Below are 9,598 nucleotides of genomic sequence, written 5' to 3'. Positions count from 1 at the left end.
GGATGACGGAGTGGAAATGCGGGCCGGACTGTGCCATACTCGCCGTCCAACTCCGGCGATCCTCGCCCGTCGCCCATGTGGACCCACTCGCCCGGGCACGAGCGAAAGGACACACCCATGCGGCACCCGCGCCCCCGGTCGTTCCCGGCGATCCTGTTCGTGTTCCTGATCCCCGCGTGTTCCTGGGCGCAATCCGTCTCCTTCACGCCGCCGGTTTCCGTCCCCGTCACCGTCGTCTTCGACGTGGCGATCGACATCGCGGCCGGCGGTACCGCGGTCATGGGAACCGAGATCGCCGCGACGTTCGATCCCGCCATCGTCCGCCTGGACGGGATCTCCGCCGGCGGCTGGTTCACCGCCGCTGGCCAGCCCTACTACTTCCACGACTACACGATCTCCGGCGCCTCCACGATCCACTTCGCCGCCGCCCTGCTCGGTGACGCCCGCGTCGCCGACGGCACGCTGGCCATCTGCCATTTCACGGCGCTCGCGGCCGGTGTCAGCCCGCTGGTGTTCGTCGACGTGGACGTGCGCGACGGGACCAATCTGGATCTGGGTGCCGCCCACAGCGTGGGCGACCGGATCATCATCCAGACGGCCATCCCCGTCGACGCATCCGCCTGGGGCGACGTGAAGTCGCTCTGGCGTCGATAGCCGCGCGCCGCCGCCCGGATCAGTTCGTCCAGTCAGTAGTTCTCCAGAGCGGGTATCAGAGTGTGTGGGGGGGACAAGTCGGGGGCGGCCCGGCGGTCGCCCCCTCCTGATTGGTACGTCGCCGGCCGGTCAGCGCTTGTGGATCCCGCCGATCCCCGAGACCTTCGTCGTCACCTGCGCGGGGTCGCCGCCGTAGGAGATGTCGCCCACGCCCCGGATGGCGCCGTCGAAGCTGCCGGAGGCCGTCACGTCGACGTCGCCGGCGCCGGCGATCTCGACCTCGACGTCCTTGGCCGTCAGGGCGTCGGCATCGACGTCGCCGGCGCCGTCGACGCGGATGTCCAGGGCGTCGACCCGCCCGGCCAGGTCGACGTCGCCGGCGCCGCGGACCCGCAGCCCGAAGTTCCCGCCGGCGAGACCCGCGACGTCGACGTCGCCGGCGCCGTTGATCTCCAGGGCGGTCAGGGCCGGCACGGTCAGCGCCAGCTTGGTGTCGTCGCCGGCGTCGCACTCGTCGCGCCAGTCCACGACCAGCGTGCCGTCCTGCACCTCGAGCACGAGGTTGGCGAAGAGGTTGTCGTCCAGGGTGACGTGGGCGGCGTGTTCGGCGCCGATCCGGACCTCGATGTCCATGGAACCGTCGAGCCGCAGGTCGTGCCAGCCCCGCAGGTCGAAGTCGCGGGTCTCGAGCTTGCCCGAACCCTCGATGCGATCGTGATCGTGGTGGCGGTTGCGGGCCGTCGCCTCCGCGGAAAATCCGCAGACCGCGGTGACGGTGGCGAGGACCAGGAGCGATTGGCGCTGGGACATGGCGTCCTCCGATCGAAGGTTGGTCCGCGCCGTGACGATGGACGCGCGAACATGCCTAGGACGCACCCGACCCATAAAAGGTTTAACCCTGGCCGCGAAAATGTCCCTGCCCGCGCTCTGATGTGGCGAGGATCCGCACATCCTGCCGTGACAGGGGTGTCCTGGAGGCCCTGAAGCCAGGATGGCGAAAGGGCCGGAAGGCCAAGCACTCAGGGCACACGAGGTGCCCTGAGTGCGTCCCCTGTCACGGCAGGATGTGCGCGATGCTCAATCGGCCCTGATGGGCGTAGTCGATCGCCTCGCCCAGGATCCGCGCCGCCTCCTGCGGGGCGTGGAAGCCCATCGAGTTCTCGGCGTTGATGAAGTCCACCCGGAACTGGGCCCGGCGCTGCAGGGCGCGGGCCTCCGCCAGCTGGGCGTCGGTGGCGCCGGCGGCCATCGCCTGCTCGGTCTCGGCGATCAGGGCGACGACGGCGTCCATGGCCCGGTCCATCAGCTGCTTCGTGCGGTCCTGGATGGTGTAGACCCGGGCGACGAGCTCCTCCTCGCTGTCGCGGTGGCAGACCTGGCAGGCCTTCGCGGAGTTGAGCAGCGGGCTGCGCACGTGGTGGTCGCTCACCTTCAGCGCGCCCTCGCGCACGTAGGGCATGTGGCAGTCCGCGCAGGCGACGCCGGCGCGGGCGTGGATGCCCTGGCTCCATAGCTCGAATTCGGGATGCTGGGCCTTCACGGCCGCGGCGCCGGTCGTCTTGTGCTTGAAGTCCATGAACGGGGAGCCGTCGGGGAAGACGTACTCGTCGTAGACCGCCTCGATGTCCTCGACCTGCAGGCCCTTGCCCCAGGGGAAGAACAGCGTGGCCTTCGCGGCGCAGTAGTACTCCACGTGGCACTGCGCGCAGACCAGGGTCCGCAGTTCCTGGCGGCTGGCCAGCTCGTTCGGGTTGTAGGGGGTCGCACGGTCGCCCTCGCGCCACTTCCCGATCGAGGCCAGGTGGAGCACGGGGTCGTCGCTCGCGGCCAGCGCGGCGAGGCCGTTGAGCAGGCCGGGGCGCGTGATGCGCAGCTGCGTCGACTCGGGGTCGTGGCAGTCCAGGCAGGTGACCGGGTGCTCGACCTTGGCCGCCGCCTCGGCGTAGGGCAGGGCGGACACGAGCGGGAAGCCGGTCATCAGCTGCTGTTGACCGTTGTCGCTCAGCAGCGGGTCGGACAGCGAACCGGGGGCGCCTGCGGCCAGGCCCGCCTCGCGGTAGGCGACCGTGATCGAGGCGTGGCAGTGCAGGCAGGCGCCGACCTGGGGCCGCTGCAGCACGCGCTCGGTCTCCTGCTGGTCGTGCAGCATGTAGGCGTGGCCGCGCTCCTCGCGGAAGTCGATGGCGAAGGCGTAGCCGTTCCACATCGTCTTGAGGCGCGGGTCCTGCTCGATCCGGCTGGTCGTCTTGTGGATGCTGTCCGCGCCCACGGCGAAGGGGTCGGCCTCGCTGCCGCCGAAGCGCGTGCGCTCCATGTCCACGGTGCGCCGGTAGCTGTCGTACTGGCGCGGGAAGTTCCGGCCCCACACGGCCGGGTCGGTGGTCTGCTCGTCGACGTCGACGACCTCGAAGACGGTCGTCTTCGCCTCGGTCTTGCGCTCGGCGATGTTGTCCCGCAGCGCGAACAGCGCGACGACGGCCAGCGCCGAGGCGACCGCGACCAGGACCAGGCGGATCTTCATCGAGACCTCCCTTTCAGCGGGCCGGGCCGTGCCCGGAAGTGATGTGGCAGCGGATGCAGTCGAACTGGCTCTCGTCGCGGCCGTGCACGGCGACGACCTCGTGCACCAGCTCGTGGTGGCATTCCATGCAGTTGCGGTTCAGGGTCCGCCGGTTGTGCGGCCGGATGCGGATGGGCTCGGGGAAGTCCTGCAGCGTGAACCCCTTGGAGTGCCAGAAACCGTTCTCGGCCTTCGTGAGGTACTTGGGCAGCAGGGCGTGCGGGGTGTGGCAGTCGTTGCAGGTGGCGACGGCATGGTGGCTGGACTTGAGCCAGCCGTCGTACTGGTCGTTCATGATGTGGCAGTTCTTGCAGGCCTGCGGGTCGTTCGAGAGGTACGCGAAGCCTTCCCCGTAAAGGAAAGTAGAACCGCCGAGTCCGACCAGCCCGCCCAGCAGGATCGCCACCAGCAGCGCCATGTCCCCCCCGTCCCGGCGCACGACGCCGGGTCCACCGTACAGATCCAATACTATACCGATGGGTGTAGAATACTCATTCCCTCCGGGAAAGCAAGTAAAAGAATAACACGGCTCGTGCGGGCCGCTCCGCCGGGGAGCGGCCCCGATTGACAGGCCGGCCGGTGGGGGGGGATGATGGTCGCGTGACTCGCGTACCCCGCACCCGGAGAGGCCCCATGAGCTTGCTGCACCGACCCGGCCTGCCGCCGTCCAAGCGCGATCGGTCGATCCCCTACACCTACGAGGCGCAGGTCGACCGCCTGCGCGGCGCGGGATCCGCGCCGCTGACGGGTTCCTACTTCGCGGACACGCTCTGCGGCCTGGTGGCGCTGCTGGCCGAGGAGGGGATCGCGCCGGCCCAGGCGAGGTTGTTCGCCGTCTACCGGCGCGAACCGACGCCCCTGGAAGCGGGACGCTGCCTCGGGGAGGACGGCCGGTGGCTGCAGCCGCCGCAGCTGTGCCGCGCCCTGGAGCAGCACTTCCTCGCCACCGGCGACGAGCGCTACCGCGGGCACGTCGAGCACGGGTGCTGCGACTACGAGGACCGGGACACGGCAGGGCACGGGCCCTACTGAATCCCCCGGAACCGTCCCTCACCACGTGGAGGTTGCCATGAATCGCCGGGCCATCCTGCTCGCCGCACTCGCGCTCTCGGCGACGGGCGCCGCCGCGGCGACGCCGCCGCCGGTCTACGACTTCTGCGGCGCCGCCGTCGCCGTCGTGGTCGACTCGGAAGGCCACGCCGCCTACACCGGCGACACCTGCGACGGCGAGAACCTGGTCCTCGACCACACGTGCCAGCCGTCCGCGACGCACAACGGCTGCGAGGACTACTACGCGATCCCCGTGCCCATGGGGTCGTCCTTCAGGGCCGAGGTCACGCACGCGGGCGACGCCGTGCTGATGGTGAGCGCCGAGTGCCGCGTCGAGGGCACGATGTTCACCTGCCTGGAATCCGCCGACGAGTTCGGACCCGGCGGCACCGAGTCGATTCGGCACGCCAGCTGGTTCGACGATCGCACCTTCTACCTCGTCGTCGACAGCCACACCACGGCGGGCTGCGGCGCCTACACGCTCGACCTGTCGATCCAGAGCGAAGTGGGGGCGGAGCGGGCGAGTTTCGGCGGGATCAAGGCTGCGTACCGGTAAGGCGACGGCCGGGTCAGACCCCCTGCACGGCTCCGAGCAGGGCGGTCTTGTTGAGCACCTTGATGCAGCTGTGCCCCGCGTTGGTGATCTCGCCGACGCTGGTGATCCCGAAGATCCGCGGTCCGGCCGCGCCGGCGCCCTCGCAGACGCCGTCGAGTTCCCGCATGAAATCGTCTTCCAGGAACATCACCCGCGAGATGCAGTCGAACAGGAAGGCCTGGTCGATGCCGCCGCCCGCGAAGGTGTCGCGCGAGAGGGCCCGCGAGGAGTCCAGGAGCTGCCGGCGGACGCCCTTCATGACGTAGAGCCCGTCGAGGCGGCGCACCGAGGAGACGACCGTCAGCGAACCGTCGGGGTTGGCGCGGATGGGGTCGCGCACGATGAACTCGCCGCCCTTGGACGAGGCGATGCCGAAGGGGTAGGACTTGGCCACGGCGAGGAAGTTTTCGGGGCGGATGCCGGCGCCTTCCTGCTCAGAGAGGATCCGCCGGTAGACGTTGAACGCCGGTTCGCCGTTGAGCTCGTGCAGCACGTTGCCCTCGGCGCGGGTCACCACCAGCGGCCCGTGGATCGGTTCCCAACCGTGGCGGGCGGCGATGCGCAGGCGCAGGCCGGTGCCCACGAGCAGCGCCGCGTCGGAACGGAGCCCCGCGGCGTCGAAGACGACCGGGACGGGTCGGAAGTCCTTGGTGCCCACGCCGGTCCCCAGCACGTCGCGATCCCGCACGGCGCTCCCGAGCGCGTCGACGAAGTCGTCGAGATGGCGGGAGAGCCCGTCGGCGAAGAGCAGCAGGGACGCGAAGTCGCGGCCGCCGATCGCGCGCTCGACCGCCGCCGTGTCCGCGGTCATCGGCAGGACCTGGGCGAACATGCCGGACCGCGGCAGCGCCAGGCAGGCGATGCCTTCGGCGATCACGCGCCGGTCGGCGAGGAGGTAGGGCACCACCGCGCCGCTGACGGTGTGGCCCTGGAGCTTCTCCCGCATCCTCGGCAGCGCCGGCACCTGGTCCTCGGTGATCAGCAGGACGTAGTCCTCGCCGGGCTTCCCCGCGAGCGACTCGGCCGTATCGTGCAGCGTGATGCGGATCATCGGACTGCCTGCGCCGGTTGCCGGCTCGCGGACAGCCCGAGTTCGCGGCGGATCGCCGCCTGCACCTCGTCGACGGGCAGGCTGCCGTCGACCCGCACGACGAGCTCCTTGCGGGAGAACAGGTCGAGCACGGGGCGGGTCATGGCGTGGAAGTCGGCCAGCCTGGCCCGCAGGGCCGCGGCCGTGTCGTCGGGGCGCGCGACCAGGACGCCGCCGCACACGTCGCAGCGGTCGGCGACGGCGGGGCGGTGGTGGATCAGGTTGTAGTCCAGGCCGCAGCCGCTGCACAGTCGGCGCGACATCACCCGCTCCAGCACCACGTGGTCGGGCACCTGGATGTCGATCACCGCGTCGATGTCGAACCGCTCCAGGAAGAATTCGGCCTGCGTGCGGTTGCGCGGGAAACCGTCGAGGATGAAGCCGTAGTTCCAGTCGTGCTCGTCGAGGCGGGCGTGGACGATGTCGGCCACGATCTCGTCGGGCACCAGCTTCCCGTCGGCGACGATCCGCTTGATGCGCGCGGCGAGCTTCGTGTGGTGCTGGATGTTCCAGCGGAAGATGTCCCCGACGCTGATGTGGGCGAGGTCGAGATCCGTGGCCAGCAGCTTGGCCTGCGTGCCCTTGCCGCAACCCTGCACGCCCATGATCACGTATTTGTGCATCCCGGTGCTCCTCGCCTTGTCGGTTCCGTGACGGGAACGGCCAGTCCGTGTCATCGGCTTCAGGATGCCGCCACTGTGGTCTTTTTTCCATGCCCGAGCGCGACGCCCCGCTTTTCCTTGACGCGCGGTGCCGTGCTGGCGCACGATCCGGCCGGAAATCCAACGGGAGGTCAAGGATGACCCGCCGCACCCTGCTGTTCGCCTGCCTGGCAGGCACCTTCGGCGCCGTTCCCGCGCCGGCCCAGGACGCCCAGAACGTCCGCGAACTCGCCCACTGGTTCAACGGCCCGTGCCGCGTCGTGCGGCTCGCGGACGGCGTCGTGCACGTGGGCAACGGGTCGGCGCTCGACCTGGCGGACCTCGACGACGGCGGCGCGCCGCGCCCGCTGGGGAAGGTCGCCCTGCCGGCGACGGTGGAGGACCTGGCCGTCGACGCCGGGCTGATCGTGGCGGCGCTCGGGACGTCCGGCCTGTGCGTGATCGACGCGAGCGACCCGGGCGAGCCGCACATCGTCGGCTCGTTCGTCGAAGCGGGCGCCGACGTGCGCGGCGTCGCACTGGGGAACGGCGTGGCCTACTTGGCCGACCTGGCCCGCGGCCTGCGCGTGGTGAGCCTGGCCGATCCCGCGTCCCCTTCCCTGATCGGCGGGCTGGACCCCGGCGACGACCTCTCGCGCCTGGCCCTGAGCGGCAGCACGCTCTACCTGTGCGATTTCTCCGGCGACCTGCGCGTGATCGACGTGTCCTCGCCGGCGCACCCGGTCCAGGTCGGCTACCTCGGCACCTGGGGCGGCGTCTACGGCGTGGCCGCGGCCGGCACGCACGTTTACCTGGCCGACGGCGTGTTGGGCCTGCGCGTCGTCGACGTCGCCGACCCCGCCCACCCGCGCGAGGTCGGTTCCCTGGACACGGCCGGGTGGGCCTACGGCGTCGCGGTCGACGCCGGACGGGCCTACGTGGCCGACGGCACCTCCGGGCTGCGCATCGTCGACGTGACCGCGCCGGCCGCGCCGGTCCAACTGGCCGTCCTGGACACCGAGGGCCACGCCTGGAACGTCGCCGCCGCGGGCGGGCGGGCCTACGTGGCGGATTCCTGGCCCGGGCTGCGGATCGTCGACGTCACGGCACCGGCGGCTCCCGTCGAGATCGGCGGCTACCTGATGCGGGGCAACGCGGCGGCGGCGTCGCGGCGCGACAGCCTCATCGCCGTCGCCGACCTCGAGCACGGCCTGCGACTGCTGGTGCTGCGCGACGGTTCGCGCCTCTTCGAGGTCGCGTCGGTGGCGCTGGGCGCGCCGGTGGCGGACGTGGCCGTCCGCGGCACCCAGGTCTACGCCGCAGTGCGCGGCGCGGGGCTGGCCGTGATCGACGCGGGCCTGCCCTCGGCGCCGGTCGTCACCGGCATCTACGGCACCGGCGGGGACGCCCGCGCCCTGTGCCTGGAGGGCAACCGGCTCTACGTCGCGGCCGGAGCCGGCGGCCTGCGCGTGCTGGACGCGGCCAATCCGGCCGCGCCCTTCGAGATCGGCCAGGCGGGCACGCCCGGCGACGCGGTGGATGTCGCGGCCGAAGGCGACGACGTCGTGGTGGCGGTCGCGTCCGTGGGGCTGGTCACCTTCGACCTGCTCAACCCCGGCGCGCCGGCGCCGCGCGACACGCTGACGCTGGCGGGCGAGACGCTGGCCGTCGCGCGCCTCGACGGGGCGATCTACGTCGCGGCCGGGGCGGCCGGCGTGCGCGTCGTCGACGCGACGGACGCCGCCGCGCTGTCGCTGCACCACACCGTCGCGCTGCCGGGCTACGTGCAGGGGCTGGACGCCGCGCTCGGCCACCTCTACGCCGCCGCGGGGAGCGCGGGCCTGAGGGTCCTGGACGCCGGCGTCGCGCTCGATCCCTACCAGGTCGGCTGGTACGCGACCGCGTACGCGGCCGGCCTCGCGGCGGACGGGCGGGATGCGGTGCTGGCCGACGGCTACGACGGCGTGCGGCTGCTGCGCAACGCCCTGGTCGTGCCGGCGATGGTCGAGGAGTTCACGGCGGTATGGCAGGGGGGCGCCGCCGATGTGCGCTGGCAGGTGCGCGGGCTGCCGCCGGGCGGAGAGCCGTGCCTCGAGCGCCGCGATCCCGACGGCGGTGTCATCGAACTGGGACCGCTGACGGAACCCGAGGCGGGCCGGCTGCGCGACGCCTCGGCGCCGCGGTCCGGCGCCGTCTACCGGCTGATCGACGCAGGGAGTGTGCTGGCCGAGACCGCCCTGCCGCCGGCGCCGGCGGCGGTCCTCGCTCTGGCCGCCGCCCCGAACCCTTTCAACCCGCGGCTGGTCGTGCGCTTCGACCTGCCGGTGCCGGGACTCGCGCGCCTGACCGCCTACGACCTGCGCGGCCGCCGCGCTGCCGTGCTGCTGGACTCTGAGCAACCCGCCGGAGCCGGCCTCGCGATCTGGGAAGGCCGGGACGATGCGGGCCGTCCGCTGCCTTCGGGCACCTATATGCTGCGCCTGGAACACGCCGGAAGCGTGCGCTCGCTCGCCGTCCGACTCGTGCGCTGACCGGTTCGCTTCCGGCGACGAAATCGTCCCTGCCCCGCCCCATGCCGCTGTTCGACTTGGGCCAGCACTTCCTGCCGGGTCAGGGGTGTCCTGGAGGCCCTGAAGCCAGGATGGCGAAAGGGCCGGAAGGCCACGCGCTCCGGGCACACGAGGTGCCCGGAGCGCGTCCCCTGTCACGGCAGGAAGTGTGGACCCGAGTCGCATCACATCGAGGGGTATGGCTGGGATCGAGGTCGTGACCGGAACAACCGAGATCAGCGGTCACCCAGCAACGCCCGCGCCTGCGCGGCGATGATGCGCGGGTAGAGTTCGCATTCGGCGGCGAAGACGCGGGCGGCGAGGGTATCGGGGGTGTCGCCGGGCAGGACGGGGACGCGGAGCTGGCCGAGGATCTCGCCGGCGTCGTAGACGTCGCTGACGAGGTGGACGGTGCAGCCGGATTCGCGGTCGCCGGCGGCCAGCACGGCCTCGTGGACG

10 protein-coding genes are annotated in these 9,598 nt (G+C 71.5%); 4 read left to right on the top strand and 6 right to left on the bottom strand.

Annotation, left to right across the window (positions count from 1 at the left end; genetic code table 11):
* Positions 1-117: 117 nt before the first annotated feature.
* Complete coding sequence (locus Q7W29_10140) at positions 118-654, top strand: hypothetical protein (protein MDO9172179.1); 537 nt, start codon at positions 118-120, stop codon at positions 652-654.
* 129 nt (positions 655-783) lie between these two features.
* Here Q7W29_10140 and Q7W29_10135 read toward each other — a convergent pair whose 3' ends face one another.
* The 3 genes from Q7W29_10135 to nrfH form a co-directional block, all read right to left on the bottom strand.
* Entirely contained in the window at positions 784-1,464 is a 681-nt protein-coding gene (locus Q7W29_10135) for a head GIN domain-containing protein (GenBank protein MDO9172178.1), read from the bottom strand.
* A 244-nt stretch (positions 1,465-1,708) separates the two neighbouring features.
* Positions 1,709-3,175 (bottom strand): ammonia-forming cytochrome c nitrite reductase subunit c552, encoded by a 1,467-nt coding sequence (locus Q7W29_10130; GenBank protein MDO9172177.1) that lies wholly within the window; start codon positions 3,173-3,175, stop codon positions 1,709-1,711.
* Between the two features lie 13 nt (positions 3,176-3,188).
* The gene (gene nrfH / locus Q7W29_10125; GenBank protein MDO9172176.1) at positions 3,189-3,632 is read right to left on the bottom strand and encodes a cytochrome c nitrite reductase small subunit; all 444 of its coding nucleotides are present in this window, start codon (positions 3,630-3,632) and stop codon (positions 3,189-3,191) included.
* Positions 3,633-3,847: 215 nt separating this feature from the next.
* Here nrfH and Q7W29_10120 point away from each other — a divergent pair, with 215 nt between their 5' ends.
* The gene (locus Q7W29_10120; GenBank protein MDO9172175.1) at positions 3,848-4,246 is read left to right on the top strand and encodes a hypothetical protein; all 399 of its coding nucleotides are present in this window, start codon (positions 3,848-3,850) and stop codon (positions 4,244-4,246) included.
* A gap of 37 nt (positions 4,247-4,283) precedes the next feature.
* On the top strand, positions 4,284-4,820 hold the full coding sequence (locus tag Q7W29_10115) for a hypothetical protein (protein MDO9172174.1): 537 nt from the start codon (positions 4,284-4,286) through the stop codon (positions 4,818-4,820).
* Positions 4,821-4,833: 13 nt separating this feature from the next.
* Here Q7W29_10115 and Q7W29_10110 read toward each other — a convergent pair whose 3' ends face one another.
* Both Q7W29_10110 and Q7W29_10105 read right to left on the bottom strand, forming a co-directional pair.
* Positions 4,834-5,910, bottom strand: a complete 1,077-nt coding sequence (locus Q7W29_10110) for an FIST N-terminal domain-containing protein (protein ID MDO9172173.1) — start codon at positions 5,908-5,910, stop codon at positions 4,834-4,836.
* Positions 5,907-6,572 (bottom strand): nucleoside monophosphate kinase, encoded by a 666-nt coding sequence (locus Q7W29_10105; protein ID MDO9172172.1) that lies wholly within the window; start codon positions 6,570-6,572, stop codon positions 5,907-5,909. The genes Q7W29_10110 and Q7W29_10105 overlap by 4 nt, the downstream gene beginning before the upstream one ends.
* Positions 6,573-6,748: 176 nt before the next feature.
* On the opposite strand from Q7W29_10105, the gene Q7W29_10100 reads away from it, so the two are divergent.
* Complete coding sequence (locus tag Q7W29_10100; protein MDO9172171.1) at positions 6,749-9,121, top strand: hypothetical protein; 2,373 nt, start codon at positions 6,749-6,751, stop codon at positions 9,119-9,121.
* A gap of 254 nt (positions 9,122-9,375) precedes the next feature.
* Here Q7W29_10100 and Q7W29_10095 read toward each other — a convergent pair.
* The coding region (locus tag Q7W29_10095) for a formyltransferase family protein (protein MDO9172170.1) at positions 9,376-9,598 on the bottom strand (223 nt) is incomplete at its 5' end.

Source organism: bacterium (assembly GCA_030654305.1).
Lineage (GTDB): Bacteria > Krumholzibacteriota > Krumholzibacteriia > LZORAL124-64-63 > LZORAL124-64-63 > PNOJ01.
The sequence above is the reverse complement of the archived record's forward strand: the minus strand, read 5'-3'. Positions and strand labels throughout refer to the sequence as shown.